Here is a 26879-nt window from a genome sequence, read left to right on the forward strand (position 1 = left end):
CGGCAGTGTCTGCTGGACAACGTTGTCAAAGCGGGTCAGAATCACAGGACCGATCAGACGGCGCCCTGCCACGCACCACGGCGCTCCCCTCCCACCTGCGGAGACGCCAGCATGAACCAGCACCGGGCAGGCAGCGACGAACCGCTTCTCGCAGCGCTCGACATCGGCGGTACGAAGATCGCCGGCGGCCTGGTGGACACCGAGGGCGCCCTGCTGCACCGGCTCCAGGTGCCCACCCCCGCGACCGGCGACCGGCACCGCTTGATGGCGGCCGTGACCGACGTACTGAACGAGCTGGCCCGGCAGCCCGGGTGGACCCGGGTGCGGGCGCTGGGCATCGGCAGCGCCGGCCCGGTCGACATCGCCGCGGGCGCCGTCAGCCCCGTCAACCTGCCCGGCTGGCGCGGGTTCCCGCTGCGCGACGAGGCCGCCCGGCACCCCGCCGTCGGCGACCTGCCGGTGGTCCTCGGCGGGGACGCGGTCGCCATGACCGCCGCCGAACACTGGCGCGGCGCGGCGCGCCCCTACCGCAACGCACTCTGCCTGGTGGTCTCCACCGGCGTCGGCGCCGGGCTCGTCCTGAACGGCCGGCTGCACACCGGCACCACCGGCAACGCCGGCCATCTCGGCCACATCAGCGTCGACTTCGAGGGCCGGCCCTGCCCGTGCGGCTCCCGCGGCTGCCTCGAAGGACTCGCCTCCGGCACGGCCATCGCCCGCACCGCCGCCGAGAGCGGCTGGCGCCCCGGCCCCGACGGCGACACCACCGCGACGGGCGTCGCCCGCGCCGCGGCGTCCGGCGACCCACTCGCCCTGGCCGCCTTCGACCGCGCCGCGCAGGCCCTGGCGGCCGGCATCGCGGCCACCGCCACCCTGGTCGAACTCGACGTCGCCGTGATCGGCGGCGGCGTCGCGGGCGCGGGCGACGTCCTCTTCACCCCCCTCGCCCACCACCTCACCCGCTACGCGGCCCTCCCCTTCACCCGCCGGCTCGTCGTCACCCCCGCCCGCCTCGGCACCGCCGCCGGCCTCATCGGCGCCGCAGCCCTCGCCCGCCGCGCCCTGCCGGACGGCAACCGAACCGCACGCTGACACAGCCGCGCAAGAATCACGCCCGCCACCGGCCCGTCAGGAACCGGCGAGCACCGAAGCCGCCTCACCCACAGGCGACTTACCACCGACCAGCTCCAACATGAGCCCCGCCGACCCCATCCGCGCCGCAGCCCTGGCACCCCCGCGCCCTGCCGGACGGCAACCAAGCCGCACCCTGACACAACCGCGCAAGGCTCACGCCCACCACCGGCCGTCAGGAACCGGCGACCGCCGAAACCGCCTCACCCACAGGCGACTTGCCACCGATCAGCTCCACCATGAGCCCAGCCGACCTCATCCGCGCCGCAGCCCTGGAACCCCCGCGCCCTGCCGGACGGCAACCAAGCCGCACCCTGACACAACCGCGCAAGGCTCACGCCCACCACGCCCGTCAGGAACCGGCGACCACCGAAACCGCCTCACCCACAGGCGACTTGCCACCGACCAGCTCCAACGTGAGCCCAGCCGCCCGGGGTTGGTCGAGCAGCGCGGCCAGCACCGCCGCCACGTCGTCGCGCGAGACCTCACCGCGTCCCGTCGACGGAGCCAGTGTCACGGTGCCGGTGCCCGGCTTGTCGGTCAGGCGGCCCGGGCGCAGGATCGTCCAGTCGAGTCCGGGGCGGGATCGCACGTCGGCGTCCGCCGCGGCCTTGGCACGCAGATAAGTGGCGAACACCGGGTCGGTTCCCTCCGGCGGCTCCCGGTCCGCCCCCATGCTGGACACCACGACGAACCGCCGCACGCCGGCGGCCTCCGCCGCGTCCGCGAACAGCACGCATGCCCCGCGATCGACCGTGTCCTTGCGTGCCGCCCCGCTGCCCGGCCCGGCCCCGGCCGCGAACACTGCGGCGTCGGCGCCCTCCAGGTGCTTGGCGACGTCGGCGACCGACGCCGACTCCAGGTCGCACACGACCGGCTCGGCCCCGGCCGCCAGCAGCTCACCCGCCTGCTCCGGCCTGCGGATGATCCCTACGACCTCGTCCCCCCTTGCGCCGAGCAGCCGTTCGAGCCGAAGCGCGATCTGACCATGACCACCTGCGATGACAATGCGCATGCCCACGACCGTACGCCCCGCCGATCGCCTTCCGCGGGAACCCGACCGATCCGCCCTCCGTACGGCCGAGCCGCCGCGCCGCCGAGGCGGAGGGTGCTACTCCGGGCGGCGGCCCCAGGCCGAGATCAGCGGGGCGAGGGTCAGGTCGAGTTCGCCCGCGTCGATCGCGGCGAGGTGGGCGTCGATCTCGGCGGCGTCGGTCAGGCCGGCGGCGAGCAGTTCGTCCCGGACGTGCCGGACGGTCGCCGCCTCCAGGTGGTTGCAGGCCGGGCCGCCGATCGGGAAGGCCCCTGCGGCGGCGACGTCCACCAGGCCGGCTTCGCGCAGGACGCGCGGGAGGGTCCGGCCGTAGCGGAGGTCCGCGCCGCGGCGGGCCAGCAGTTCCCGGACGGCGTCGCGCAGCCGGTTGGCGCGCCGCTGGGCGGGGCCGCTGTCGTCCAGGCAGGCCAGCGGCTGCAGTGCGGTGTCGGCGTCCTCGATCAGCAGCCATCCGCCGGGGCGCAGCGCCGCCACCATGGTGGCCAACGCGCGGGCCCGGTCGGGGACATGGACCAGCACCAGCCGGGCGTGCACCAGGTCGAACGTCCCCGGCTCCGGCGGCGGGTCGGCGGCGACGTCGTGCCGGCGCACCTCGTAGCCGTCGGCTTCCTTCAGCCACGACGGGTTGATGTCCGTGGCCAGTACGTACCCGGTCGGGCCGACGGCCGCCGCGAGCGCCTCCGGGATGCTGGCGCCGCCGGCCCCCACTTCCCAGCAGCGCGAGCCGGCCCCGACGCCCAGTCGGTCGAAGTGCCCGCGGGTCACGCCGTCGAACAGCTCGGCGAGCCGGACGAATCGCTCGCCCGCCTCGGCGCGCGCGTTGTCCAGCAGGTAGCCGCGGGCGGCTTCTCCGGCGGGCGCGGTGGCGCGGTCGGTCGGGTCCGGTGGGCCGTCGACGTGCGGCGGGCGGGGCGAGGAGGTCATGGCTCCATGGTCGACCCGTCCGGGCCGCCGACGCCACGGCTTCGGGGTCGCGCGCGGGCGTGATCTCCCGCACAGCCGGCGGACTTCGCCCGGCCAACTGCGCGGCGGCTACTGCTCGTCGAGGATTCGTTCCCACAGCAGCGAGTCGTGCCAGCGGCCGTCGAGCAGGATCGCGGAGTGCGCGACGCCGGACGCGGTGAATCCGTTGCGGCGCAGCACGCGTTGGGACGGCAGGTTCTCCAGGTTGGTGAACGCCTCGACGCGGTGCAGGCCCAGGTCGTCGGCCATCAGTTCCAGGGCGAGTCCGACGGCGCGACCGGCGTGTCCCCGGTTCTGGGCGGTGGTGGCGATCCAGTAGCCGAGCGAGGCGCGGCGCAGGTGCGGTTGGGGCAGGATGCCGCTGATGGTGACCTGTCCGACCACCTGGTCGTCGGCGAGGACGACGCCGGGCCAGAGCGTTCCGCTCCGGTGGCCGGCCAGCATGCGGTCGATCCGGGCCGCCTGGCCCTCCGGGGTGAAGAACTCGGGGGGCTGGGCCGGTTCCCAGCGCCGGAAGGCGTCGACGTCCCGGGCGCGGTGGGCGGCGATCGGGGCCGCGTCGGCGGGCTCTATCAGGCGGATGCGGGTGCTGCTGGGCATGGGCGGCGTCCTCGTCGCGGGCGAGTGGGGCGGTGGGGCAGACGGGCAGACGGGCAGACGGGCAGACGGGCAGACGGGCAGCCTACGGTGGAGGGCCCGCAGCCGGTGTGCGGCTGCGGGCTTCCGACGGAGCGTCGACTCCGCACTCTCCGGCCGTCAGGAGTCGGTGTCCGAAGGCCCGTTCTCGATCTGCTGGATGAGGCGTTTGAGCTGGGCGACCTCGTCCTGGAGGGCCTGGGTCCCGGCGGGCGTGAGCGTCAGCCAGGTGCGGGCGCGGCGGCCCTCGTAGCCCTTCTCGACGGCGATCAGGCCGGCCTTTTCGAGGACGGTCAGGTGCTGGCTGAGGTTGCCGGCGGTGAGGCCGAGCGCGGTGCGCAGGAAGCCGAACTCGACCCGGCGGGCCTGGTGGGCGACGGTGAGGATGCCGAGGCGGACGCGCTGGTGGACGACGTCGTCCAGGCCGACGGCAGGGTGCTGTTCGGTCATGGCGCGGTGCGTTCCCGGGGTCGTTCGGCGAGGGCGAAGCCGAGGGCGCCGAGCAGCAGGAGTGCGCCGGGGACGGCGTACCGCGGCAGGGCGGACCACGGCGAGGTGATCGGGATGCCCGACCAGCCGGTGGTGAGCGGGATCAGCTCGATGGCCAGATATACCACGGCGAGCAGCAGCAGGACGCGGCTGCGTTCCACCCACGCCAGCACCAGCAGCGGCAGTCCGACGGCCAGCGCGCCGCCCATCAGCCGTTCGAGGAAGCGGGTCGCCGGGGAGGCGGGGTCGAGGTGCAGGCCCCAGAAGTCGAACGACGCGCCGGGCTGCGGCATCCCGTTCCGGCCGACCCACAGCGAGGTGGCGGTGACCACGGCGAGCAAGGCGACGCCGGTGAGGACGTAGGGCCGGACCGCCGTGCCGACGCCCCGGCTGCGGGCCCGGCGGAGGTAGAAGACGGCGGTGGCGAGGTAGGCGAGGGCCAGTCCGATCGGCCAGTAGAGCGCCGAGCCCTGCTTGACCAGGGTGCAGCCGGTGCCCGCCGCCGGGTCGGGGCAGGGCACGGCCAGCACCTGGTGGGTGAGCCGGCCGACCAGGACTCCGCCCAGGGTGAGCCCGCCGAGCAGCAGCAGCGGGAACCAGGTGCCGCGCTGCGCGGCGCGCACCTTGCGGGTCAACTCGCCGAGTTGGGCGAGGACTTCGTGCGGGGTGCCGTTCGCGGGCACCGATGCGTCTGTCATGCCGTCAGGTTTGCACAGCAAACCAGTTGCCGCAAGAGACCGGGTGCGGCATCTCCCGCCGCCGAGGGACGAGTTGGGCGCCGACGTAAGCTGGTCGGTGGAGCCCGTCCGGGCGCCACCAGGACGGGAGGAGCACGCCATGACCGACCGCAAACCCCCGGGCGTCACGTTCGAGAGCTGGGTCGACCGGCAGATCCGGGAGGCCACCGAGCGCGGCGAGTTCGACGACCTGCCGGGCGCGGGCAAGCCGCTGGCGCACGAGAACCGGCCGTACCACGAGATGTGGTGGCTCCGGGAGAAGCTCGAACGCGAGGGACTGAGCTCCCTGCCGCCCTCCCTGGTCCTGCGCAACGAACTGCACGAGGCACTCGACGCCGCCCGCCTCGCCCCCACCGAGGCACTGCTGCGCACCCGGCTCGCCGAGGTCAACTCCCGGATCGACGCGGCCCTGCGCCGCCCGATCGAAGGACCACCGCTCGGTGTCGCGCCGGTCGACATCGAGGCCGCCGTCGCCGAGTGGCACCGCACCCGGAGTTGAGCCCCGCCCGACATCGAGCCGCGCCCGGAGCCGACCGGACGGTGCAGGCGACTTCCGGGACGCCGAAACCCGCTTGATCCACCGGCTTATGGTTCCCGTATGAAAGCCGTGCCCCGCTTGGAGCCCATCACCCCCGACAACTTCGACGCCGCGATCGGCCTGAAGGTGCGTCCGGACCAGGAGCACCTGGTCGCTCCGGTCGTGAAGTCGCTTGCAGAAGCGTATGTGCACCCCGACTCGGCTTGGCCCCGGCTCATCCTTGACGGCGACCGGCCCGTTGGTTTCCTCATGGCGTTCTTCGACATCGACTTCGCGGGTGACGGTCGGGGCGCCGACCTTCGCTCCGGCCTCTGGCGCCTCAACATCGCCGCCGGGGAACAAGGACGTGGATACGGCCGCTTCGCGGTGCAATCCGTAGCCGTCGAGATCCGGCGCCGCGGCGGCACCCGCCTGACCACCACCTGGCACCCGGGTGGAGACGGCCCAGAAGCCTTCTACCTGGGGCTCGGGTTCCGGCCGACCGGGGAGACGAGCGGCGATCAGCGAGTCGGCGAACTCGACCTCACTTGAGCCCTGAGATCCGCCCGGTCCCGGCAGCGCGCGGCCCCGCCGTCACCCTCCCCTCCCCGACCGGCCCGCTGCTCGCCGCCGCCGCTCTCACCGCGACGGCCCTGCTGCTCGGCCCGACCCTGCGCGAACGGCGTCCGGCCCGCTCGGTCGCCTGATCCCCGGGCTGCGCGTCGTCCCTGGTCAGGGTGCTTGTAGAGTGCTGGCCGTCGTCCGATCGGATGATCTGATTCCACTTCAGCCAGGGGGAGCCGTGCCCGAAACCGAGGACGAACAGCCGCAGCCGGGGATCGACAGCCTGCGGGCGATCTGGGCGGCCGGCCCGGAGCAGCCGCCGGTGCCGTGGTACCGGCGGCTGACGGGCAAGCAGGTCGGGCTGGCCGTCGGCACGGTGGCCGCGCTCACGGTCGCCGTGCTGGCCGTCGACGCGATCGACTCCGAGGTGGAACAGCGCAGGGTCGCCCTGCCGGCCGAGTTCGCGGGGCTGTCCCGGGTGACGGAGGATCAGGAGCTGGCCGGCGTGCGGGCCGCGTACGAGGGGGAGAACGCCAAGCGGTACATCCCCCGGAGCCTGGAGGTGGTGGCGTACGGGCAGGCGGGCGCGACCGGCCTCGCGGAGGCGGAGCTGCTGGTGGTGGCGATGAGCGGCTCGGTGCCGGACGCCGCGCAGGCGGCCACCTGGATGCTGGGCGGCTACTCCCCCAGCGGCGCCACCACCCTCCGCGACGGCACGAAGGTCGCGGGCCTGCGCACCTTCGAGCCCGGCCCGCTCGGCGGCGCGATCGCCTGCGCGCTGCTCGACGCCACCGACCGCGACATCCCGGTCTGCGCCTGGGCCGACGGCACCACCCTGGGCAGCCTGACGGACACCACCGCCGACCTCACCCTGGACGAACTCGCCGACCGCACCCGCGAGTTGCGCGAGCGCGCCGAACACAAGGCCTGAACACCCCGGCAGCACCGACAGAAGAGGCAGCCGGAGCGCGCTGCACCGGCGGCCGGAGGGCCGACGGGGGCCGCGGCCTCGTCTGTCACTGGAAGCCGCCGCTGCTGTGCAGGAGTTGGCCGTTGATCCACTGGCCGGCCGGGGAGCAGAGGAAGTCGATCAGGCGGGCCGCGTCCTGCGGGGTGCCGAGCCGGGCGAGGGGGGTGTGGGCGAGGACGTCGGCGCGGACGGTGTCGTCCATCCAACCGGTGTCGGTGGGGCCGGGGTCGACCGCGTTGGCGGTGATGCCGAGGTGGGCGAGTTCGCGGGCGGCGGCGAGGGTGATCCGGTCGAGGGCGCCCTTGCTGGCGCCGTAGGGCAGGTTGCCGACGGTGTGGCCGCTGGTGAGGGCGACGATCCGGCCGGTGCCGAACGGGCCGGCGAAGCGCAGGCCGAACTCGCGGATCAGCAGCCAGGAGGCGCGGGTGTTGACGGCGAAGTGCCGGTCGAAGCTGTCCAGGGTGGTGTCGAGCAGCCCGGAGTCGACGGATTCGGCGTGGCTCAGCACCAGCGCGGTGACGGGGCCGAGTTCGGCGGCCACCCGGTCGAACAGCCGGGCGGGCGTTCCGGGGTCGGCGAGGTCGGCGGGCACCGCGAGCTGCCGGGCGCCGTGCGCGCGGATCGCCGCGCCGACGGTCTCGACGGCGTCCCGCTCCACGCCCCAGGGCATCCGGGTGTCGTACGGCGTCCAGTGGGTGTGCGCGATGTCCCAGCCGGAGGCGGCGAGTTGCTCGGCTACGGCGGCGCCGATGCCGACCGTCCGGCCGACTCCCGTCACCAGCGCGACGGGGCGGGCGGCGCCGGGCGTGGAGGCCTTCAACGGATCGGCTCCGGGTGCAGCACGGCCCGCACCGGCCCGTCGGGGTGGACGGTCAGCCGGTAGCCGACCTCGTCGGGCCGTTCGCGGATCTCCGGCCGGAACGCGGGGAGCACTTCCTCCAGCAGCAGGGTCATCTCCCGCAGCGCGAACTGTGCGCCGATGCAGGCGCGCGGGCCGAGGCCGAACGGGAAGTACGTGCCGGGCGCGGAGCGGCGCTCGGCGGCCAGGAAGCGCTGCGGGCGGAAGGTCTCCGGGTCGGGCCACAGCTCGGGGTCACGGTGCGTCAGGTACGGACAGAGCAGCACGGTCGCCCCGGCGGGGACGGGCACGCCGCCGACGCTGCCGGTCTCGGCGGCGTGCCGGGGCATCAGCCAGGCGACGGGGTACAGCCGCAGCGTCTCGTCGATCAGCGCGCGGATCGCGGCCGCCCGCCCGGCGGAGCCGGCCGGACCGGCGGACAGGGCCCGATCGCGCTCCTCGGGGTGGGCGTCGAGCAGCAGGAACAGCCAGCCGAGGGTGGTGGCGGTGGTCTCGTAGCCGGCCACCATCAGGGTGAGCAGTTCGTCACGGACCAACTTCTCGTCGTACCCGGGCAGTTCGCGGACGGCCTGGAGCAGCACTCCGATCAGCGTGGGTTCCTCGGCCTGCCGGGCCAGCCCGATGGCGTGCTCGGCGGCGAGGTCCGCGTCGGCGACGGCCCGGCTGAAGTCGGCGCTCGTTTCGCCGGTGGCGGGGGCGAACGCGGGGATGGCGGCGAGGCTGTCCCCGGCGGCGACCAGCTGCCGGTAGGTGGGCTCGTCCAGCGCCTGGGCGGTGAGCGAGCGCCAGATCACGTCCAGCGAGAAGTACCGCAGGTCGGCGTCGAGTTCGCGCAGTTCGCCGGTCTCCGCCGCGGCCCGCCAGCGGTCGGCGACGGCCGCCACCGCGGCGCGCAGCTGCGGCTCGTAGGCGCGGATCCCGCGCACGGTGAACTGCGGTTGCAGCAGCTTGCGTTGACGCCGCCAGGGTTCGCCGGCGGCGCACAGCATGCCGTCGCCGAGCAGCACCTTGGCCCGGTGCCCGTGCTTGACGTAGGTGTCGGGCTCGCGGGCCAGCACCTGCTGGACCTCCTCGGGCCCGGTGACCAGCACCACCTGCCGCTCGCCGATCCGGAACCCGGCGACCGGGCCGAGCCGCTGAGCGGCCGTCAGCAGATCGACCAGCCGCCCGCCGTCCGCCCGCCAGCGGACCACCTCCTCGGCGTCGAGTTCCGGAAGGATGCTGTCCGCTGCCGTCACCATCACGTCTCTCCCCTACTGGCCCGTCCGGACGCTGCCCACCTTAACGGAGCGTGGGCACGCCACGCCGGTCCGCGACCGACGGGCGTTCAACAGCCGTTCCCCGTCCACGGGGTCGCGGCCCTCCTCCTCGGCGTCGCCGCTCGGGCGGCGGAGTCGGTCGGGGCCGTCCTCAGCGCGGGACGCCCGCCCGGTCCAGCAGCTCATGAAGTCGACGCTCCGTCAGATGCGGGCCGGCCGCCGCGCCTTCGAGCAGTTCGGGCGCGGTGTCCGGGTCGGCGAGCAGGGCTTCGACGGTGGCGGCCGGGGTGCGGGGGTTCGCGGCAGCGGCGCGGCGGACGTCCGCAGCGGGGTCGGCCAGCAGGGCGGCCGGGTCGCCGTCGAACTCCGGGTCGGCGGCGGCGAGTTCACGCACCTCGGGGTCGTCGTGCCGGACCAGTTCGGCCGGCAGTCGGCGGCTCGGGAAGGCCGGCCGCAGGCGCAGCCGCAGCCGGTGCTCCGGGAGGGCGAGGTACGCCTCCAGCAGCAGCCCGGGCGGTGCGTCGGGGTGGTACAGGGCCAGCAGCAGGCGCACCTCGCGGTCCTCGTCCGCCGCGAGCAGGCGGACCGTCTCGGCGTCGAGGTCCGGGCAGGTGGCGGCGGCACGGCGCAGCAGCGGGTACGGGGAGCGGGCGCAGGCGAGGTACCAGTCGAGCGCGGGAGGGTCGACGGGGCGGACGAACATCCAGGGGTGGTCGATCGGGACGGCGAAGCCGTCGACCCGGTTCAGGACCAGGGTCTGGGCGCGGCGGCGCGGGACGGGTTCGACCTCCGCGCGCAGGCGCACGTCCGGGTCGGGGTCGGCGGCGAGCAGCGCGGCCGACTCGGCGGTGAGGTCGCTGCGCCCGGCGACGCTGCGGCGCACCTGCGGGTCGGGGTGGGCGGCCAGGCGGCGGACCTGGTCGGGGGCGAGGTGCCGGTTCCGGGAGAGGCTGTCGGCGTGGCCGTCCGCGACGGCGGCTTCGAACAGTTCGGGCGGGACGGGGCGGCCGGAGTACCAGTAGACGCGTTCGCGGTCGGCCTGGGCACCGGCGAGTTCCTCGGCGGTCGGCACCTCGGGGAGGTGGTTCCGCCGGGCGGTGGCGCGGACCTCCGGGTCGGGGTCGTCGAGCAGTGCCGAGCGCTGCGCCTCGCCGAGCTCGTCGATGAAGTAGCAGGCCTGGCGGCGCAGTTCGAACGACGGGTGGGTGGCCATGCGGCGGCGGAACGAGCCGGTGAGAGCGCCCCTGGAGTACAGCTCGCCGGCGATCTCGCTGCGGGTGAGGTACCCCTCGGTCCCCCCTGCGGGCCCGAGGTGGATCAGTTCGAGCACCGCGTCCGACAGCGGCCGGGGCCGCCGCTCGGCGTACCTGCCGGAGGCCAGCCTCAGCGCCACCAGCTCGTTGCGGTCGCCGGCCAGGCGCAGACAGTGGTCGTCGCCGAGCCAGGGGTTGCCGGCGATCGCCTTCCGCACGCCCGCCCCGGGGCTGCCCAGCACCGCCTCGACGAATTCGTCCGGAAACCGGCGCCGGACGAAGACCGGCCAGGCGGCCGCCGCCTCGGGGGCGAGCAGGCGCAGCAGGACGGCCAGCGGTGCGCCGGGGTTGGCGGCGATGCCGCGCAGGACGGGCTCGGATGCGATCACCGGCCCATCCTGGCAGGCCGGTTGACGCAACAAATCCGCCGCTGCGCGGGCCCGGCCTGTTACCGTGGGTGGTATGAAGCGTGCTGCGATGCTGACGACGACGCCGGAGAGTGTCCCGGCGCGCTGACTGCTGTTCTGATCAAGCCCCGGGGCCGAGCGCCCGGGGCTTTCGCATGTGCGGCCGTGGCGGCTCGTCCCCCTTTCCGGTGAGGAGACCGCCGTGTTCGACCATCGCAGGCTGGGCCGCGAGCTGGACCTGTTCGACACCGACCCGCTGATCGGCGCGGGCCTGCCGTTCTGGCTGCCGGACGGCGCCGTGGTGCGCCAGAGCCTGGAGGATTTCGTCCGCACCCTGGAGCGGCGTGCGGGCTACCGGCACGTGTACTCGCCGGTGCTGGGCAAACGCGAGCTGTACGAGCTCTCCGGGCACTGGGCGCACTACCGGGACGACATGTTCCCGCCGCTGTCGATGGGCGAGGACGACCAGTTGGTGCTGCGCCCGAGCCTCTGTCCGCACCATGCGGTGATGTTCCGTTCCCGCCCGCACAGCTACCGTGAACTTCCACTCCGGATGGCCGAGTTGGGCGGCATGTACCGATCCGAGCGGTCGGGCGTGCTGGGCGGGCTCAGCAGGGTACGGGCGATTCAGCTGAACGACGCGCACATCTTCTGCACCCTCGACCAGGTCGCCGAGGAGGCGCGCGGCGCACTGGAGCTGATCGCGGTGGCGTACCGGGCGATGGGCCTCGTCCCGTCCCGCTACCGGCTCTCGCTGCCCGGCCCGGGCGGCAAGTACGTGGCCCGGCCGGAGCTGTGGGAGCGGGCGACCGCGCTGCTGGAACAGGTGCTGGAGGAGCTCGGCGTGCCGTACGAGGAGGGGGTCGGCGAGGCGGCGTTCTACGGGCCGAAGATCGACGTACAGGTGGTGGACGCCGCGGGCCGCGAGTCGACCCTGTCCACCGTGCAGGTCGACTTCCACCAGCCCGAGCAGTTCGACCTGCACTACATCGGCCCGGACGGGGCGCGGCACCGGCCGGTGATGGTGCACCGGGCGATCATCGGCAGCGTGGAACGGGCGGTGGCCCAACTGATCGAGCAGCACGGCGGGGCGTTCCCGGCCTGGCTGGCGCCGGTCCAGCTGGCACTGCTCCCGCTCGGGTCGGACCAGGACGGCGCGGCGCACGAGCTGGCCGCCCGCTGCCTGGAGCTGGACCTGCGGGCCGAGGTACTGGCGGCGGACCGCGGCTCCCTGGGCGCACGGATCCGGGACGCCCGGCTCGTCCCCTACCAGCTGGTGCTCGGGCCACGCGAGATCGCCGACGACACCCTCGCCGTACGGCTGCGCGACGGCCGCCGACTCGACCCACAGCCCGCCGGGGAGGTGCTCGCACGGATCGGAAAGCAGGTCCGGGCACACTCCGTCGAGCTCTGGTGACGCCGACCGGGGCAGCGCGGGCCACTGCCGGGACGTGCCACAACCCACCTCACGCCAACACCCGCCAGGGCATCGCGGGCCACGACCAGAACGAGCCAAACCCACCTCGCGGCAACGCCCGCCAGGGCAGCACAGGCCCCTGCCGGCACGCGCCACAACCCACCTCGCGGCAACACCCGCCGGAACAGCACGGGCCACCGCCGGGACGTGACAAGTCCCACGTCACACTGCGGCCGGGGCGGGTGCCGATCGTCCCGGCATCCGCCCCATCGACCGTCTAAGTCCCCTTTATTCGGCGCTTATCCGCAGGTAGGAGGGCCGAACGGCCCCTCGTGCGGGGGGCCTTCGGCGTGGCATACTCCGGAGCCATGACCGGCATTCACGCGACCAGGGCCCTGCGGGGCGCGGTGTTCACCGCGCTCGCCGTGCCGCTGGCCGCGTTCGGCCAGGTGGTGATCACCGGCCGTGCCCTGCCGCTCACTCTGGTCGCGGCGGCGTGCGTCGCGGTCTTCCTGCTCGCGGTCCTGCTGGACGGCGCGCGTCGCCGCTTCCTGCTGCTGTCCGCGGTGCTGGTGCCGGTGGAACTGCTGCTGAACACCGCCTTCAACCTCGGTCAGGACGCCTGTTCGCGGTCCGTCCACGGCGTGGACCTGCTGGTCTGCGGCGGCGACCGGGTCAGCGGCTCCGAACTCTTCGCGCAGTGGACGCACAACTCTGCGGACCAGCTGCGCCTGCTGGTCCTGGGCGTGCACCTGGCGGTCGCACTGGCCGCCGCGGCCTGGCTGCGGCTGGCCGACGCCGCCCTGGAAGGGGTCGGCGAGGCGGTGCGCACGGTGGCCCGGATGCTGCCGCACCGCTGGGGTTCGCTGCTGCTGTCGGCCTGCCCGGCCTGCCCGGCCGCGCTGCTGCCCCGGGCCGGCGTCGAGCCCGCCCCGCGCCGTCCGCAGGACGCCGCCCACTCCCCCGCCCCGCGTCGCGGACCCCCTCGGCCGGCCTTCGCCTGCTGACGGCCCGCCACCTCGCACGTCGCGTACCGCGGCCGTCTCCGGGCACTGCGCACTGCCCCTTTCTTTTTCGACCCGCACCCCGCCGGGCCGCCCGCCCCTGCTCCCGTCCCAGGTGAGACACCTACCGAGGTGACACCGCCTGCCGGAGCCGGGCCTGGTCGCGCGCCCCGGGGCGCAGAGGAGACGGATCACCATGCCCAGCACCCACAAGTCCGCCAAGACCGTCACCGCCCGCGAGCGCCTGAAGCAGGCCCAGCAGGCGGAGGCGCTGCGCGCCAAGCGCCGCCGCGCCGTCACCATCGGTGTCTCGGTGGTCGCGGCCGTCGCCGTGATCGCGGGCGGCACCGCCCTCGCCGTGAAGGCCGGCAAGAACTCCGACTCCGGCAGCAGCACGGCCGCCGTCCCCGCCAACACCTCGGGCCCGGACAACACGGTGATCGTCTACGGCAAGGCGGACGCCCCGCACACCCTCTCGGTGTACGAGGACTTCCGTTGCCCGGTCTGCGAGGCGTTCGAGACCTCGGCCGGCAAGACCGTTCAGCAGCTCGCCGACGAGGGCCAGTACAAGATCGAGTTCCACCTGGCCGCGTTCCTCGACAACAACCTCGGCGGCAAGGGCTCGAAGACCGCGCTGGCCGCGGCCGGCGCCGCGCTGAACGAGGGCGTCGACAAGTTCAAGGCCTTCCACGACGTGCTGTACGCCAACCAGCCCGCCGAGAGCGAGGACGGCTTCGGCGACGTCAACCACATCCTGGCCCTCGCCGACCAGGTCCCCGGCCTGAAGACCGAGGCGTTCACCAAGGCCGTCACCGACGGCACCTACAAGGGCTGGGCCTCCAAGGTCGCGAGCGCGTTCAACAAGAGCGGCGTCTCCGGCACCCCGACCGTCAAGCTCGACGGCAAGACCCTGGACGTGATCGGCAAGGACGGCAAGGCGCTCACCGGCGACCAGTTCAGCGCGTTGATCAAGCAGAACATCGGCGGGTGACGCGATGACCACGGCCCATGACGCCCCGGTCGGGGCGAGTCGCCGCTTCTCCTGGCTGATCCTGCTGAGCGGGCTGATCGGCCTGGCCGCGTCCGCCCAGCTCACCCTGGACAAGATCCGGCTGATCGAGAACCCGGCCTTCCAGCCGAACTGCAACATCAACCCGATCATCAGTTGCGGATCGGTCATGCGCACCGAGCAGGCCGAGGTCTTCGGGTTCCCCAACCCGATCATCGGTCTGGCCGCCTTCGGAGCCCTCGCCGCGATAGGCGCGGGCCTGATAGCGGGGGCCTCGTACCGGCGCTGGTTCTGGCTCGCCCTCCAGGGCGGCGCCCTCGCCGGCCTCGGATTCGTCGCCTGGCTGATCCACGAGGCGCTGTACGAGATCGGCGCCCTGTGCCCGTACTGCATGGTGGTCTGGGCCGTGGTCATCACCCTCTTCTGGTCCACCACCATCCACAACCTGCGCACCGGAGCCCTCCCCGCCCCGGCCGCCCTGCGCCGCTTCGCCGCCCTCCGCCACCAGTGGCTGGGCCCGGTCGCCGGTTTCCTGGTGGTCGCCCTGCTGATCCTGACCCGCTTCTGGTACTACTGGTCGACGCTGATCTGACCGGTCGTCAGGGCCGACTCCGTCCCCTCGGAGTCGGCCCTTTCGGCATCTCCGGGCAGCACGGACACCAGGGGTATCAGGGACACCAGGGACGTCAGGGGCATCAGGGACGTCACGGGTATCAGGGGTGTCAGGGCATTCTCGGCGGGGAGGCCAGCGCGGCGGCCACCAGGGCGTGGACGGCGCGGTCGTCGACGTCGCCGGACAGCACGACGCCGCGGAAGAGCATCAGGCCGGCCCACATGTCGAGCAGGGTGAGGACGTCGGTGTCGGCGGGGAGGACGCCGCGGGCGACGGCGCGGCGCAGGACGGTGGCGGAGCGTTCGCGGCGGGGTTCGACGAGTTCGGTGCGCAGGCGGTGCGCGAGTTCGGGGTCGGTGGCGGCGTCGGCGATCAGGGCGGGCAGGACCGCCCGGATCTGCGGGGCGCCGTAGAGGCCGGCCAGGGCGCGGGCCACGGCGAGGATTTCGCGCGGGCTGTCGCCGAGGTCGTCCACCGGGACGTCCGGCAGCCGGGTGCGGACGGCGTCCAGGGTCAGGGCGGCCTTGTGCGGCCAGGAACGGTAGACGGTGGCCTTGCCGACGCCGGCCTCCTGCGCGATGCCGCCGACCGTCGCCTTCGGGTAGCCGACCCGTTCCAGCACCCGCAGCGTGGTCGTGAGGATTCGCTCCCGGGCCGCCAAGTCCCGTACGGGCGCGCCCTGTTCGTCGAACAGCGGGTGCAGGTTCCGCTTCTCCCCCACGGCTCAGCCCCCGGCCGGCAGCCAGCCGGTGATCAGCTCCGCGACACTGCCGCCGGAGCGGGCCCAGCGGATGTGGTCGGCGGCTTCGCCGGACGCGGGGGTGTGGTGGCGCCGCTGCACGTCGGAGGCGGGGAGCTTGGCGACCAGGCGGTCGACCGCACTGGCGGGGGCGAGGTGGTCGCCGGGGAGGGAGACCGCGAGGACGGGCAGGGCGAGCGCGGCGAGGGCCTGCTCGTAGTCCAGGTCGGCGCCGGTGGGCGCGAAGCGGCCGGTGCGGCCGAGGCGGGCCCAGTCACGCATCAGGCGGGCGGGCTGCCGGCCGCCGAAGCCCAGCCGGTGGCCGGGCCAGTAGCCCCACAACGTGGCGATCAGCGCGACGAGTTGGGTGTTGGCCAGCACCCGCCACCGGGCGGCTCCGGTGAATCCGCGGTGGTCCACCGTGCCGGAGGCGACCAGCACCAGGCCGTCCGCCGCCTCGGGTTCGCGTGCGGCGGCCAGCACCGCGGCCTGGCCGCCGATGCTGTGGCCGAGCAGGTACAGCGGCACGTCCCGCCCGAACCGGTCGCGGGCCGCCGCGGTCGCCGCCGGGAAGTCCCGGGCCGCCAGCGCGTGGTAGCCGTGCGTCGACCGGCGGCCGGCGGGCGGCCCGCTCTGCCCCTGCCCGCGCAGGTCCACCGCGAGCACGGCCACGCCGCGCGCGGCCAACTCGGCGCAGAACGGCGTGTAGTAGCCGGCCGGCACCCCGAGCGCGGGCCACAGCACCAGCACCGCCGACGGCGGGCCGTCCGGCACCGTCACCGTCGCGGCCAGCGCCTCGGCGCCCGGCACCGGGATCCGCACGTTCTCCGGTTCCATCCGCTCCCCGCTCCCCGCTTCTGCGCTTGCACGATTCCCCGCTTCCGTCGCCGCCCGAGCTCAGGAGCCGCAGGAGGTCGGAACGAGTCGTCCCGTTCCACGCTAGTGAGCGCGTTCGCGGCCCGTCAAGTGCCGTTCCGACAAGCGATTTCGGGCTCTTGCGACGCTCTCCGCGCACCGATTACAGTCCGGGACGCCAGACCCTACTCGCCAGTCACTTCCAGCTGTGGAGGCATCCGTGACCCGCCTGTGGACCCTCCGGGAGAGCGTGACGGTGCACGCGTCGGCCGAGGCGGTGTACGCCGCGGTCACGGATCTGCGGAACATGGCCCGCTGGAGCCCGGAGTGCATCGGGATCCGGCGGCTCGGCGGCGGGCCGGTCGCCGAGGGCGCCCGCTTCCTGGGCTTCAACCGCAAGGGCCCGTTCGTCTGGTTCACCGACTGCCGGGTCACCGTCGCCCGGGCGTCGCAGGAATTCGCCTTCCACGTCGGCGCCTTCGGCCTCCCGGTGGCCAGTTGGGGCTACCTGATCGAACCGGACGGGCCGGACGCCGTCCGCGTCACCGAGTACTGGGAGGACCTGCGCACCGGCCGCGGCTCCCGCCTGACCGACCTGCTCGGCCGGGTCTTCAGCGGCACCCGCCCCGCCGACCGGGCGGGCGTCAACCGGGCCGGCATGCGCGCCACCCTCGGACGGCTCCGCACCGCCGTCGAGTCGACGCAGGCCGCCCGCGGCTGACGGTCGCCCGGCGGCCTGTTCGGTGTGCAAACTCTTGACCCTCCGCCGGATGGCGGCTTAGCTGGCGGCCGTCGCCCGTGCCACTGACTGGGCGTCACATCAACGACACGGGGGTCAAGTTGATCAATTTCCGCCTGCCCGCATTCCGTGCGGCGGCCGTCGCCGCCGCCGCGCTGGCCGTCAGCTGCACACTCACCGCCGCCGCCCCGGCGACCACCGCGGACGCCTCCGCGAAGGACCGCCTCACGCCGTTCACCCTGACCAGCCCGGACTTCCGCGACGGCGGCCAACTGCCGGCCTGGACGGAGTTCGGCGGGCCGGGTTCCGAGGGCTCGTCCTGCCAGGGCAAGAACCTCGCGCCCCGGTTGGACTGGCGCAACTCCCCGGCCGGCACGGCGGGTTACGCGCTGCTGGTGAACGACGTCGACGCACCGATGGCCGGCGGCTGGCACCACTGGGTGCTGTACGACATCCCGGGCGCGACGCACCGCATCGACGGCCACGGCGTCCGCCAGTTCACCCCGGGCACCAACAGCTACGAGATCTACGGCAGGCCCGTGTCCGGCTGGGGCGGCCCGTGCCCGCCCGCCACCGGCCAGCCCCACCACTACGTGTTCACGCTGTACGCGCTCTCCACGCCCACCCTCCCGACCGCGGGCCTGACGTACGAGCAGGTCACCGCCGCCATCGAGCCGTACGTCGTCGGGGCCACCAGCATCGTCGGCACCTTCCGGCTGCCCGCCTGACGCACCGTCTGGCGGCGCCGGTGTGGCGCTCCGGCGGCCGCGGACACCGCCCGTAGCATGGCGGTGTCCGCGGCCGTCCCGCAACGGCCGGTCCCGCAACGGCCGTGCCGTTCGCGCCGCCGGAGGTGCCCCTTGACCAGCGCACGGGAGTTGTACGAGCGCACCGTCGCCGAGCTGGCCCCGGCCGCCGCCCACAACCGCCTGGTCGAACTGGTGGAGGCGGGCACCGCGCCGGTCGAGGCGTTGCAGCGGATCGCCGGCGAGGAGGACCGGATCATCCGCAGCGACCGGCGCTCGTTCGCCCTGCTCGCCGCCCGCTTCGCGGAGTCCGGCCCGACCGCGGCCGCGTTCTTCCTCGGGCTCTCCGAGGGCGAGGGCCAGGCGCTCGACCTGCTGCCGCCGTTCGCCGCCGCCGTCGGCCTCTCCCCCGCCGAGCTGGCCGCCTATCGCACCCGCCCGGCCGCCCAGACCTACCCGCACCACCTCGCCTGGCTGGCCCAGTTCGGCGCGATCAGCCAGACCGTCCTCGCCCTGCTCGCCAACTTCGGCTTCTGGGGCGGCTACTGCGGCCGACTCGCCGCCGCCCTCCCCCGCCACTACGGGCTCTCTGCCGAGGCGACCGCCTTCTTCCGCTACTTCGCCACCCTGCCGCCGGACTTCGAGCCGACCGCCCTCGCCCTCCTCCAGCGCGCCCTCGACAACGGCGAGTCCCCCGAGGACGCCCGGCACGCCGCGGAGCTGATGCAGGCGTACGAGGCGTCCTTCTGGCAGGCCGTCCTCTAGGGTCTGCCCGCAAACCCGCGCCTGCCGCACGACGCCGGCCGACACGCCCGTGGTCCAGGAATTCGGTGCGAGCGCCCGGGCATCTCGTTAAATCGTCAACGTCAAGGCCCGAGGCGTACCCCGCACGGTACGGCTCGGCACAGGCTGTGAGCAGAGAACAGGCGAAGGGGGCAGCTCGGAATGAAGGCTGCACGCTACTACGACCGCGGCGACATCCGGATCGAGGACATCCCGGAGCCCACGGTCCGACCGGGCACGGTGGGCATCGACATCGCGTACTGCGGCATCTGCGGCACCGACCTGCACGAGTACCTCGACGGGCCGATCTTCGTCCCGCCGGCCGGCCACCCGCACCCGATCTCCGGCGAGTCCGCTCCCGTGACGCTCGGCCACGAGATGTCCGGCGTCGTGTACGCGGTGGGCGACGGCGTCGAGGACCTGAAGCCGGGCGACCGCGTCGTGGTCGAGCCGTACATCCTGCGCCCCGACGTCGACACCAGTGAGAACAACCCGGTCTACCACCTCTCGCCCGACATGAACTTCATCGGGCTGGGCGGCTGCGGCGGCGGGCTCGCGGAGAAGGTCGTCGTCGGGCGCCGGTGGGTCCACCCGGTCGGGGACGTCCCGCTGGACCAGGCGGCCCTGATCGAGCCGCTGTCGGTCGGGTACCACGCGTTCCAGCGCTCGGGCGCGAAGGCGGGCGACTTCGCCGTCGTCGGCGGCGCCGGCCCCATCGGGCTGCTCACCTGCGCGGTGCTCAAGGCGATGGGCGTCGAGGTCGCGGTCAGCGAACTCAGCTCGCTGCGACGGCAGAAGGCGCTGGACACCAAGGTCGCCGACCACGTCATCGACCCCGCCGTCACCGATGTCGCCGAGGAGGTCCGCCGCCTCACCGACGGCAAGGGCGCGGACGTCGCGTTCGAGGCCACGTCCGTCAACGCCGTCCTCGACACGCTGTTCGACGCCGTCAAGCCGGGCGGGGTCATCACCGTCATCTCGATCTGGGGCAAGCCCGCGTCGATCGACATGCAGAAGCTCGTCCTCAAGGAGGTCGACCTGCGCGGCACCATCGCCTACGTCAACTCCCACCCGCAGACCATCAAGCTCGTGCAGGAGGGGCGCGTCGACCTGGCGCCGTTCATCACCAGGACCATCGGGCTGGACGGCCTCGTCAGCGAGGGCTTCGAGACCCTGATCCACCACAACGAGACGGCCGTCAAGATTCTGGTGGACCCCCGCCTCTGACCCGGCCCGCCCCTGGCCGGCAGGGTGACGGCGCCTGTCGTGACGCGGCTTCGGCTCCCCGCAGCCCCGTCACGACCGGCGCCGTCGCCGTGCTACCGGCTGCGGTGCGCCCGGAGCCGGTACACCACCGTTCGCCGCTGCGGGCCCGGCGGGAGGGTCGGGTCGTCGAAGTCCGCGGACGGGTCGTACGTCATGCCGAGGCGTTCCGCCACCGCCCGCGACGGCGCGTTGGCCTCCGCGATCAGGGCGAGGATCTCCGGCAGCGCCAACTCCTCGAAGCCGAAGCGGAGTACGGCCCGCGCCGCCTCGGTCGCGTAGCCGTGGCCCCACGCGTCGCGGTGCAGGCGCCAGCCGGCCTCGACGCCCTCCAGAGGTGCCTCCTGGTCCACGGGGTCGAGCCCGGCGAAGCCCAGGAACCGCCCCCCGTCGCGGAGTTGGACGGCCCACCAGCCCCAGCCGCGTTCGGCGAGCTCCGTCCGGAAGGCGTCCAGGGAGGCGGCCGAGTCGGCACGGGTCATCAGGCTGCCGAAGTGGCGGCGCACCTCGGGGTCGGCGTTCAGTTCCGCCCAGCGGTCCAGGTCGCCGTCCTGCCACTGGCGCAACAGCAGGCGGGGGGTGGTCAGTTCGACGAACTCAGCCATGCCGGACCGCCGCCCCGGCGAGCACCTCGGCCGCCAGTTCCTCCGCGGCGTCCAGCACCGCGCCGAGCGCGGCCGGGTCGGTCCCGGCGGGCGCGAACAGGGCCTGGGCCCGGCGTTCGAAGTCGGGTGGCGCACAGGCGAGTCGGCCGGCCGAGGCGATCGCGCCCTTCTCGTTGACCAGCCACTGCCCGGCCCGCGCATGCAGGGCGTGCACCAGCAGGCCGACCGCCCGGAACAGGCAGCCCTGCACATGCCCGGCGTCGCCGCGCCGCGCGCCCTTGCGGGCGACGGTGAGCGTGAACGGCGCCTCCCAACGGGCGTCCGCCTCCAGGCGCTGCGCCAACTCGGCCGGGAACGGCCGGACTTCGGCCTGGAGGCGGGTCAGTGTGCCGTCCCGGTCGGCGAGCACCGGCCCCAGCGCCAGCTCGCCGACGTAGGCGTAGGACGGCACACCGTACGGGTGCCCGGCCTGCTGGCCGGACAGGTAGCGGCCGGCCCGGGCCTCGCCGGCGTACTGGCGGACCCGGTCGACGTCCCGGTAGATCCAGTCGACCCGGGCGCCGCCGACGTCCAGCCAGGCGCCGCCGTCCACCCAGGGGCCCCAGCCGCCGGGCTCGGTCACCTCGACGGGGTGGCCGCAGAGTTCGGCGGCCAGGGCGCGCAGCGCGGCGGTGTCCAGTTCGCCGGCCCGGTAGTACAGGCCGAGGTCGTAGTCGGATCCGTCGACGTGTGCCCCACGCGCCCGGCTGCCCCCGAGGCAGACGCCGACGATGCCGCCGATCCCGGCCAGCCGCGCGGCGATCCGCCCGAGCTCGGCCTCGGTCAACTCGCTGTCTCCACTGTGCTCTTTCATCGTCCGTCAGGATGCCGCACCGCGCCCGCCTGCGCGAGGCGGTTTCGCCCGGACGGGCGCGGTGCGGCCGGCCGACCGGCGGCCGACGGATCGGTCAACCGGCGGTGCAGGCCACCCCGTTGAGGGAGAACCCGGTCGCGGCGGCCGTGTTGCCGGTGTGATCGGCGTTGAACCCGAAGCTGGTGGAGCCGCCGGCCGGGACGGCCGCGTTGTAGGACAGGTCGGTGGCGGTGACCTGCCCGCTCGCGGGGCTGATGGCGGCGTTCCAGGCGCTGGTGACGGTCTGCCCGCCGGGCAGCGTGAACTTGACGGCCCACCCGTTGACGGCGCTGCCACCGGTGTTGGTGACGGTGACGTTCTCGGTCAGGCCGGTGTTCCAGGCGTTGATCTGGGTGCTGACCTTGCACCCCGCCCCGGTCGGCGGCGCGGACGGCGAGGACGAGGGCGACGGCGACGAGGAGGGCGAGGAGGACGGCGACGGCGAGCCCGCGGTGCCGCCGAGCGCGGTGACGGCCGCGTTGAAGGAGGCCTTCGGCTGGTAGTTGTTGTCGTACATGGTGGCCGCGCCGTAGCCGCTGAACGCGCCGGGAATCCACGAGTCGGCGTCGCCGACGCCCCACTGGGAGATGCCCACGCAGCCGCTGACGGCCAGGCAGTTGGCGATCACGGTGGAGTAGTCGGCAGCCTGCTGGGACAGGTTGGCGGCGCTGGCGGGCACCTGCATCCGGTCGTCGAGTTCGGTGACGGCGACGTCCAGGCCGAGCGCGGCGAAGCGCTGGATGTTGGCCTTCATGGTGCTGGGGACCTGGCCGACGATGAAGTGGCTCTCCAGGCCGACGCCGTCGATCGGCACGCCCTGCGACTTGAGCTGGGAGACCAGTTGGTACATGGCGTCGCTCTTCGCGTTGACGCCTTCGATGTTGTAGTCGTTCAGGTACAGCTTGGCGTTCGGGTCGGCGGCGCGGGCGGTGCGCAGCGCGTCCGCGATGTAGCCGCTGCCCATGGCGTTGTAGAAGACGCTGGTGCGCAGCGAACCGTCCTCGTTGAACGGCTCGTTGACGACGTCCCAGGAGTAGACCTGGCCCTTGTAGTGGGTGGCCTCGGTGGTGACGTGGTTCTCCATCGCGGCCTGTACCTGCGCGGTGGGCAGGCTGCCGACCCAGGACGGCAGTTGGCTGTGCCAGACCAGGGTGTGGCCGCGCACCCGCATGCTGTGGGCCTTGGCGAAGGAGACGATCTGGTCGCCGGGGCCGAAGTTGAAGGTGGTGGCGGAGGGCTGGGTGGTGTCCCACTTCATCTCGTTGCCGGGGGTGACCATGTCGAACTGGGCGCCGGCGACGGCGGTGAGCGTGGAGTTGTTCAGGTTGGACTGGGTGAGGGCGGTGCCGAAGTAGCGGCCCTTGGCCTCGGCGAGGTCGTGCAGGGTGCCGCCGGCGGCTCCGGCGGGCCCGCTGCCGAGGGTGGCGGCGGCCAGCAGTCCGCCGGCGGCGGCGACGGCGAGCGCCGCGAGGGCGCGCCCGCGGCGTGCTGCGCGCAACTGTGCAGCCATGGTTCGTCCTTCCGGGGGTGGGTGGGTGCACGGACCGTACGGTCGGGTGCGCTCCCCGGGCAACGGACCGCCGCGGCGGCGGACGGTGGCGTCAACGGGCTCTGCTCTCAAGGGTGTTCGGCGGTGCGCGGGCCTGCCGGTGCCCCGACCTGCGGCGGGTCGGGGGAACGGCGGAGCGGCCGCCGCCCGCTGATCACGGGTCGACGGCCGCTCCGACTCGCCCGGCGGGTGCGAAAGTTACAGCGCGGTGAGTTCCTTGCCCATGCAGATGCTGAGCTCGTGGTCCTTGTAGTAGCCGAACTTGCGGATGTCCGCGTAGCCCTCGGAGGTGTACAGGCCGACCGCCTCGGGCTGCAGCGTGCCGGTCTCCAGCACCAGCCGGGTGCGGCCGGCGGCGATCGCGGTGGCTTCGAGGTGGCGCAGCAGGGTGCGGGCGTGGCCCTTGCCGCGGGCGGCGGGGACGACGTACATCCGCTTGAGTTCGGCGTCCCCGTCGCGCAGGCCGTCGGCGTCCTGCTCCTTGGCCCGCCATCCGCCGCAGGCCACCGGCAGGCCGTCCTGGTAGCCGATCACGAACAGCCCGGCGGGCGGGTCGAAGTGGTCGGCGTGCATGACGGTCAGGTCGCCGTCGCCGTAGCGCTGGACGTACTCCTGCTGGACTTCGGCGGCGAGCTTCTGGGCGTCGGGGTGCCCGAAGCCGGTGGTGCGGATCTCCATGTCGGTCAAGGGTACGGGCCGCTAGCGGGGGGCGGTGAGGCGGGCGACCAGCTCGTGCTTTCCGAAGATCTGCGCGGCCTCCAGCGCGGAGGGCGCTCCGGCGGTCGGGTCGGCGCCGTGGGCGAGCAGGGCGTCGATGACGTCGACGGCGCCCTTGAAGACGGCGCCGGCCAGCGGGGTCTGGGCGCGGTCGTTGGCCCGATCGGGTTCGGCGCCGCGTTCCAGCAGTGCGGTGACGGTGTCGGCGTGGGCGTGGTAGGCGGCGAGCATCAGCAGGGTGTCGCCGCGGTCGTTGGTGAGGTCGACGGGGACGCCGGCGTCGAGGTGGGCGGCCAGCTGGGCGGTGTCGCCGGTGCGGGCGGCCTCGAACAGGCGGCCGGCGAGGGCGATGACGTCGGCGTCGGGCGCGGTGTGTTCGGTCATGCGCGAACCGTAGCCGACGCCACCCGGGGCGCGGCGGCAAACGGCCGTTCGGGCGATCTCCGAGCTTGCTGTTCTCGGCCGGGCCCGGCGGCCCGGTGAGATCCACCCGTTTGCCGCACACCATCATCTATTACTTTTTGTCACCATAAAGGCACTTTCTGTCACACTGTCCCCGCCCTTGTGAGGAGCGACCCGTGATTCTCTCCATCTCCGGCATCGTGCTGTTCGGCGTCATCGCCTTCCTGTTCTTCCGCCGGGACGGGCTGAAGATCTCGCACGCCCTGGTGTGCGCGCTGTTCGGCTTCTACGTTGCGGGCTCCTCGATCGCCCCGAGCATCCAGGCGGGCGGTGCGAGCCTGGCCAGCCTGATCGGCGGCCTCAAGTTCTGAGCGGCCTCGAGTTCTGAACGGTCCCCGCCCCCAGCGGCCCGGGCGCGGAGGTCCCACCGCCCCGGGCCTTTCGTCGAGTCCGCAGCCCGACCCACCGTCACCACCCCACCCCGCCACCGGAGCCCGCATGTCCTTCACCCGCCACTTCCACCGGGGCCGCGACCTCGCCCGCACGGCCGGCGACCACGCCGCCGACGTGTTCGCGCCGCTGACGCTGATCGGCCGCGGCCTGCGCCGCCACGCCGACTGGGCCAAGGCCCGCTGGGCGGCCACCCCGAAGGAGCGCCGCGGCCCGACGCTGCTGGTCGGCGCGGCCGCCACGCTCGGCGTCTTCCTGCTGCCGCACGGCCCGCTGACGGCGCTCGTCGCCCTGGTCGCCTCGGCCGCCTGGGTGGGCCGCCGCCCCAAGTCCGCGCCCGAGCCGGAGCCGGACCTCGCCGAGACCAAGCTGACCGCGCTGTACGCCGCCCTCACCCCGTACCTCGGCGGGATCGACGAGCCGTTCGCGCTGTACCGGCTGGACGGCGAGTGGCGGGCGGCGTTCTCCGGCTGGGAGTTCGACCCGGACGGGCGGCTCTCCGCGCTGGAGATCTCCTACCCGGCGTACTTCACCGACACCGAGCCCGCCGCCCGGGCCCGGATCGAGCAGGTGGTGCAGGGCAAGGCCGGCCGCTCCCGGGAGTACCGGTTCGACTGGGACGAGGAGATCAACCGGCTGCGGGTGCACGCGCTCGCCCCGCTGCCGGCCGACATCGTGGCGCAGCGGTTCGTCACCGCGCCGGGCGAGATCGTGCTCGGCTTCACCGACGGCGCGGGCAGCCACCGCACCATCCCGGTCGAGCAGGGCGGGGCGACCGAGCAGCAGCCGCCGGTGGTCTGGCGGGTCGGCCCGCGCTCGGCCGAGCCGCACCTGCTGGCGCTGGGCACCGCCGGGTACGGCACCTCGACGCTGCTGCGCTCGATCGCGCTCCAGGCGCTGCCGTACGGCGACCTGGTGGTGGTGGACGGGGCCGGCAGCGGCGAGCACGCCTGTCTGGTGAACCGCCCGGGCGTGCACACCGTGGAGACCAGCCTGCACGGCGCACTGGCCGCGCTGGAGTGGGTGGCGAAGGAGACCGAGCGGCGGCTGATCGCGCTGAACGCGGCCCGCCACCACGGGGTGGCCGCGCCGGCGGACGTCACCCGGCCGCTGTGGATCCTGCTCGACCACCTCACCGAGCTGTCCGAGCTCGCCCACGCCGAGGGCCGCACCGACCCGCAGGAGCTGCTGGAGATGCCGCTGCGGCACGGCCGGGCGGCGCGCGTCACGGTGGTGTTCGTGGACGACCTGGAGGCCCGCCACCGGATCGCCGCCACCGTGCACACCTGCACCCGGGCCCGGGTGGTGCTCGGCCCGATCACCTCCGAGTCCGGCTCGGCCGGACTCGGCGTCCCGCTGGACATCGCCCCCGCCGCGCACACCCCGCCCGGCCGCGGCTACGCCCGGATCGGCACCGCCGCCCCGGTCCGGGTGCAGGTGCCGGTGACGGTGGACCCGCTCGACGACGAGGCCCCGCAGGCGCTGCGCGAGGCGGTGATCGCCCTGCTCCCGCACCGTGACACCGGCGCGGAGGCCGGGGAGCGGGCCGAGGTGAAACTCACCAAGGACGCCGCGCCGGCCGAGCCGCGTCCGGCCCGGTGACCGGTGTGGTGACGGACGCCACTCCGGGCCCCCGCTGCCGCCGACCAGAAGTGCACAAAATGTGACACGCCGGGTGATATCACCGCTCAGATGTGACAAATCGGGCGACCATGGGTACAAACAGGGGCGGCACGACAGGCGACGCATGTCCCCGGACGGGAATCTTCGTCGGAGGTCGGGCGTTGGACCCATCGACGAAGAACAGCGACCACTAGTCCTGTGGGCAAGAAGCCCGGGAGGCACGATTCATGAGCGAGCGAGCTCTCCGCGGCACGCGACTCGGGGCGACCAGCTACGAGACCGACCGCGGCATTGACCTGGCACCGCGCCAGACCGTCGAGTACGCATGTCAGAACGGACACCGCTTCGAGGTGCCGTTCTCGGTCGAGGCGGAGATTCCCGTGGTGTGGGAATGCCGCTTCTGTGGCCAGGAGGCCGCACTCCTCGACGGCGAGGAGCCCGAGGAGAAGAAGACCAAGCCCACCCGCACCCACTGGGACATGCTGATGGAGCGCCGGACCCGCGAGGAACTGGAGGAGGTCCTGGCCGAGCGCCTGGCCGTGCTCCGCTCCGGCGGAATGAACCTGGCGGTCCACCCGCGGGATTCCCGCAAGTCCGCCTGACGGACCGAATCCCCGTACCACTGCCGAAGGGC

Annotated in this window: 31 protein-coding genes; 16 read left to right on the plus strand and 15 right to left on the minus strand. The window is 73.8% G+C overall.

Annotated elements, in window-relative coordinates:
- Positions 1-111 precede the first annotated feature (111 nt).
- Positions 112-1092, plus strand: a complete 981-nt coding sequence (locus tag ACIQF6_RS20865; protein ID WP_400897041.1) for an ROK family protein — start codon at positions 112-114, stop codon at positions 1090-1092.
- A 391-nt stretch (positions 1093-1483) separates the two neighbouring features.
- Here the strand turns inward: ACIQF6_RS20865 and ACIQF6_RS20870 are convergent, their stop codons facing one another.
- The 5 genes from ACIQF6_RS20870 to ACIQF6_RS20890 all read right to left on the minus strand — a co-directional run bounded on the left by ACIQF6_RS20870 (position 1484) and on the right by ACIQF6_RS20890 (position 4971).
- Entirely contained in the window at positions 1484-2146 is a 663-nt protein-coding gene (locus ACIQF6_RS20870) for an SDR family oxidoreductase (RefSeq protein ID WP_400897043.1), read from the minus strand.
- 96 nt (positions 2147-2242) lie between these two features.
- Positions 2243-3109: a methyltransferase domain-containing protein gene (locus ACIQF6_RS20875; RefSeq protein WP_400897045.1), complete on the minus strand. Its 867-nt coding sequence runs from the start codon at positions 3107-3109 to the stop codon at positions 2243-2245.
- A gap of 108 nt (positions 3110-3217) precedes the next feature.
- Positions 3218-3748: a GNAT family N-acetyltransferase gene (locus tag ACIQF6_RS20880; protein ID WP_400897047.1), complete on the minus strand. Its 531-nt coding sequence runs from the start codon at positions 3746-3748 to the stop codon at positions 3218-3220.
- Positions 3749-3904: 156 nt separating this feature from the next.
- The gene (locus ACIQF6_RS20885) at positions 3905-4234 is read right to left on the minus strand and encodes a winged helix-turn-helix domain-containing protein (protein WP_400897049.1); all 330 of its coding nucleotides are present in this window, start codon (positions 4232-4234) and stop codon (positions 3905-3907) included.
- On the minus strand, positions 4231-4971 hold the full coding sequence (locus tag ACIQF6_RS20890; RefSeq protein ID WP_400897051.1) for a hypothetical protein: 741 nt from the start codon (positions 4969-4971) through the stop codon (positions 4231-4233). The genes ACIQF6_RS20885 and ACIQF6_RS20890 overlap by 4 nt, the downstream gene beginning before the upstream one ends.
- 139 nt (positions 4972-5110) lie before the next feature.
- On the opposite strand from ACIQF6_RS20890, the gene ACIQF6_RS20895 reads away from it, so the two are divergent.
- The 4 genes from ACIQF6_RS20895 to ACIQF6_RS20910 all read left to right on the plus strand — a co-directional run bounded on the left by ACIQF6_RS20895 (position 5111) and on the right by ACIQF6_RS20910 (position 7022).
- Positions 5111-5509, plus strand: a complete 399-nt coding sequence (locus tag ACIQF6_RS20895) for a DUF1992 domain-containing protein (RefSeq protein WP_400897053.1) — start codon at positions 5111-5113, stop codon at positions 5507-5509.
- Positions 5510-5608: 99 nt separating this feature from the next.
- Positions 5609-6079, plus strand: coding sequence for a GNAT family N-acetyltransferase (locus ACIQF6_RS20900; protein WP_400897055.1), 471 nt, complete (start codon positions 5609-5611; stop codon positions 6077-6079).
- Positions 6076-6234 carry a hypothetical protein gene (locus ACIQF6_RS20905; protein ID WP_400897057.1) on the plus strand — a complete coding sequence of 53 codons (159 nt, stop codon included), beginning with the start codon at positions 6076-6078 and terminating at the stop codon, positions 6232-6234. Before ACIQF6_RS20900 ends, ACIQF6_RS20905 begins: the two co-directional genes overlap by 4 nt.
- A 95-nt stretch (positions 6235-6329) precedes the next feature.
- Positions 6330-7022, plus strand: a complete 693-nt coding sequence (locus ACIQF6_RS20910) for a hypothetical protein (RefSeq protein ID WP_400897059.1) — start codon at positions 6330-6332, stop codon at positions 7020-7022.
- An 85-nt stretch (positions 7023-7107) separates the two neighbouring features.
- Here ACIQF6_RS20910 and ACIQF6_RS20915 read toward each other — a convergent pair whose 3' ends face one another.
- The 3 genes from ACIQF6_RS20915 to ACIQF6_RS20925 form a co-directional block, all read right to left on the minus strand.
- Positions 7108-7881, minus strand: a complete 774-nt coding sequence (locus tag ACIQF6_RS20915; RefSeq protein WP_400897061.1) for an SDR family oxidoreductase — start codon at positions 7879-7881, stop codon at positions 7108-7110.
- The gene (locus ACIQF6_RS20920) at positions 7878-9161 is read right to left on the minus strand and encodes a cytochrome P450 (protein WP_400897063.1); all 1284 of its coding nucleotides are present in this window, start codon (positions 9159-9161) and stop codon (positions 7878-7880) included. The genes ACIQF6_RS20915 and ACIQF6_RS20920 overlap by 4 nt, the downstream gene beginning before the upstream one ends.
- Before the next feature lie 169 nt (positions 9162-9330).
- A complete protein-coding gene (locus ACIQF6_RS20925; RefSeq protein WP_400897065.1) occupies positions 9331-10821 on the minus strand; it encodes a hypothetical protein in 1491 nt (496 codons plus the stop codon).
- 220 nt (positions 10822-11041) lie between these two features.
- Between ACIQF6_RS20925 and thrS the strand changes: the two genes are divergently transcribed.
- From thrS to ACIQF6_RS20945, 4 genes are all read left to right on the plus strand, one after another.
- Positions 11042-12256: a threonine--tRNA ligase gene (gene thrS, locus ACIQF6_RS20930; RefSeq protein WP_400897067.1), complete on the plus strand. Its 1215-nt coding sequence runs from the start codon at positions 11042-11044 to the stop codon at positions 12254-12256.
- A 368-nt stretch (positions 12257-12624) separates the two neighbouring features.
- Entirely contained in the window at positions 12625-13263 is a 639-nt protein-coding gene (locus tag ACIQF6_RS20935) for a hypothetical protein (RefSeq protein ID WP_400897069.1), read from the plus strand.
- A gap of 193 nt (positions 13264-13456) precedes the next feature.
- On the plus strand, positions 13457-14251 hold the full coding sequence (locus ACIQF6_RS20940; protein WP_400897071.1) for a DsbA family protein: 795 nt from the start codon (positions 13457-13459) through the stop codon (positions 14249-14251).
- Between the two features lie 4 nt (positions 14252-14255).
- Positions 14256-14861: a vitamin K epoxide reductase family protein gene (locus ACIQF6_RS20945; protein WP_400897073.1), complete on the plus strand. Its 606-nt coding sequence runs from the start codon at positions 14256-14258 to the stop codon at positions 14859-14861.
- Between the two features lie 130 nt (positions 14862-14991).
- On the opposite strand, the gene ACIQF6_RS20950 is transcribed toward ACIQF6_RS20945, so the two are convergent.
- Together ACIQF6_RS20950 and ACIQF6_RS20955 are read right to left on the minus strand one after the other, a co-directional pair.
- Positions 14992-15603, minus strand: coding sequence for a TetR/AcrR family transcriptional regulator (locus tag ACIQF6_RS20950; RefSeq protein ID WP_400897075.1), 612 nt, complete (start codon positions 15601-15603; stop codon positions 14992-14994).
- A gap of 3 nt (positions 15604-15606) precedes the next feature.
- Positions 15607-16458, minus strand: a complete 852-nt coding sequence (locus tag ACIQF6_RS20955) for an alpha/beta fold hydrolase (protein ID WP_400897077.1) — start codon at positions 16456-16458, stop codon at positions 15607-15609.
- 238 nt (positions 16459-16696) lie between these two features.
- Here ACIQF6_RS20955 and ACIQF6_RS20960 point away from each other — a divergent pair, with 238 nt between their 5' ends.
- From ACIQF6_RS20960 to ACIQF6_RS20975, 4 genes are all read left to right on the plus strand, one after another.
- Positions 16697-17197, plus strand: a complete 501-nt coding sequence (locus tag ACIQF6_RS20960) for an SRPBCC family protein (RefSeq protein ID WP_400897079.1) — start codon at positions 16697-16699, stop codon at positions 17195-17197.
- Positions 17198-17316: 119 nt separating this feature from the next.
- Positions 17317-17943, plus strand: coding sequence for a YbhB/YbcL family Raf kinase inhibitor-like protein (locus ACIQF6_RS20965; RefSeq protein WP_400897081.1), 627 nt, complete (start codon positions 17317-17319; stop codon positions 17941-17943).
- Positions 17944-18075: 132 nt separating this feature from the next.
- A complete protein-coding gene (locus ACIQF6_RS20970) occupies positions 18076-18726 on the plus strand; it encodes a transcriptional regulator (protein WP_400897083.1) in 651 nt (216 codons plus the stop codon).
- Between the two features lie 180 nt (positions 18727-18906).
- The gene (locus ACIQF6_RS20975) at positions 18907-19971 is read left to right on the plus strand and encodes a 2,3-butanediol dehydrogenase (RefSeq protein WP_400897085.1); all 1065 of its coding nucleotides are present in this window, start codon (positions 18907-18909) and stop codon (positions 19969-19971) included.
- Positions 19972-20063: 92 nt separating this feature from the next.
- Here ACIQF6_RS20975 and ACIQF6_RS20980 read toward each other — a convergent pair whose 3' ends face one another.
- From ACIQF6_RS20980 to ACIQF6_RS21000, 5 genes are all read right to left on the minus strand, one after another.
- Positions 20064-20612, minus strand: a complete 549-nt coding sequence (locus tag ACIQF6_RS20980) for a GNAT family N-acetyltransferase (RefSeq protein ID WP_400897087.1) — start codon at positions 20610-20612, stop codon at positions 20064-20066.
- A complete protein-coding gene (locus ACIQF6_RS20985; RefSeq protein ID WP_400897089.1) occupies positions 20605-21465 on the minus strand; it encodes a DNA polymerase subunit beta in 861 nt (286 codons plus the stop codon). The genes ACIQF6_RS20980 and ACIQF6_RS20985 overlap by 8 nt, the downstream gene beginning before the upstream one ends.
- A 94-nt stretch (positions 21466-21559) precedes the next feature.
- Positions 21560-23014 carry an endo-1,4-beta-xylanase gene (locus ACIQF6_RS20990; RefSeq protein WP_400897091.1) on the minus strand — a complete coding sequence of 485 codons (1455 nt, stop codon included), beginning with the start codon at positions 23012-23014 and terminating at the stop codon, positions 21560-21562.
- A 237-nt stretch (positions 23015-23251) separates the two neighbouring features.
- The gene (locus ACIQF6_RS20995) at positions 23252-23731 is read right to left on the minus strand and encodes a GNAT family N-acetyltransferase (protein WP_400897093.1); all 480 of its coding nucleotides are present in this window, start codon (positions 23729-23731) and stop codon (positions 23252-23254) included.
- Positions 23732-23752: 21 nt separating this feature from the next.
- On the minus strand, positions 23753-24154 hold the full coding sequence (locus ACIQF6_RS21000; protein WP_400897095.1) for an ankyrin repeat domain-containing protein: 402 nt from the start codon (positions 24152-24154) through the stop codon (positions 23753-23755).
- A gap of 194 nt (positions 24155-24348) precedes the next feature.
- Here ACIQF6_RS21000 and ACIQF6_RS21005 point away from each other — a divergent pair, with 194 nt between their 5' ends.
- The 3 genes from ACIQF6_RS21005 to ACIQF6_RS21015 all read left to right on the plus strand — a co-directional run bounded on the left by ACIQF6_RS21005 (position 24349) and on the right by ACIQF6_RS21015 (position 26847).
- Complete coding sequence (locus ACIQF6_RS21005; RefSeq protein WP_014134294.1) at positions 24349-24543, plus strand: hypothetical protein; 195 nt, start codon at positions 24349-24351, stop codon at positions 24541-24543.
- Between the two features lie 127 nt (positions 24544-24670).
- Positions 24671-26224 carry a hypothetical protein gene (locus ACIQF6_RS21010; protein WP_400897098.1) on the plus strand — a complete coding sequence of 518 codons (1554 nt, stop codon included), beginning with the start codon at positions 24671-24673 and terminating at the stop codon, positions 26222-26224.
- Between the two features lie 248 nt (positions 26225-26472).
- Positions 26473-26847 carry an RNA polymerase-binding protein RbpA gene (locus tag ACIQF6_RS21015; RefSeq protein WP_073816413.1) on the plus strand — a complete coding sequence of 125 codons (375 nt, stop codon included), beginning with the start codon at positions 26473-26475 and terminating at the stop codon, positions 26845-26847.
- Positions 26848-26879: the final 32 nt, after the last annotated feature.

It is taken from the genome of Kitasatospora sp. NPDC092948 (assembly GCF_044754805.1).
Lineage (GTDB): Bacteria > Actinomycetota > Actinomycetes > Streptomycetales > Streptomycetaceae > Kitasatospora.